The organism is Alkalibacterium sp. m-11 (assembly GCF_054658155.1).
Window position 1 is genome coordinate 1 of sequence record NZ_BAAGIR010000443.1, and the last position, 301, is coordinate 301.

The following is a 301-nucleotide window of genomic DNA, read 5'->3' on the forward strand; positions in this document are numbered from 1 at the left end:
GAGGGATAGCTGTGCGCAAAAATGGGCGTCTAACCCTTCAATTTGCGAATGATAGACAAGCTAAAAACTATATTAATCGGGAGATTGATTACATTGAGTCGAAAACATATGAATATAAGAAAAAAGAAGCAACGCGAAAAGCTATTGAAAAATATCGGTTCAGCTGGGATAAACTCGAAAAAGAAAGCAATAAAAAACGTTGAATTTATCTGTCGCACGTGTCAAGAGATAGAGGAGATTCCAAAGGATATAGTCAAACAATTTGATGTTCTAGATGGTGGAGACCCAATGGATCCACCTA

At 37.2% G+C, this 301-nt stretch carries 1 pseudogene; it reads left to right on the plus strand.

The annotated features are described in order from the left end of the window. A pseudogene (locus ACYQ2O_RS13115) lies at nt 1-203 on the plus strand (hypothetical protein); the annotation flags it as partial. Between the last annotated feature and the right edge of the window lie 98 nt (nt 204-301).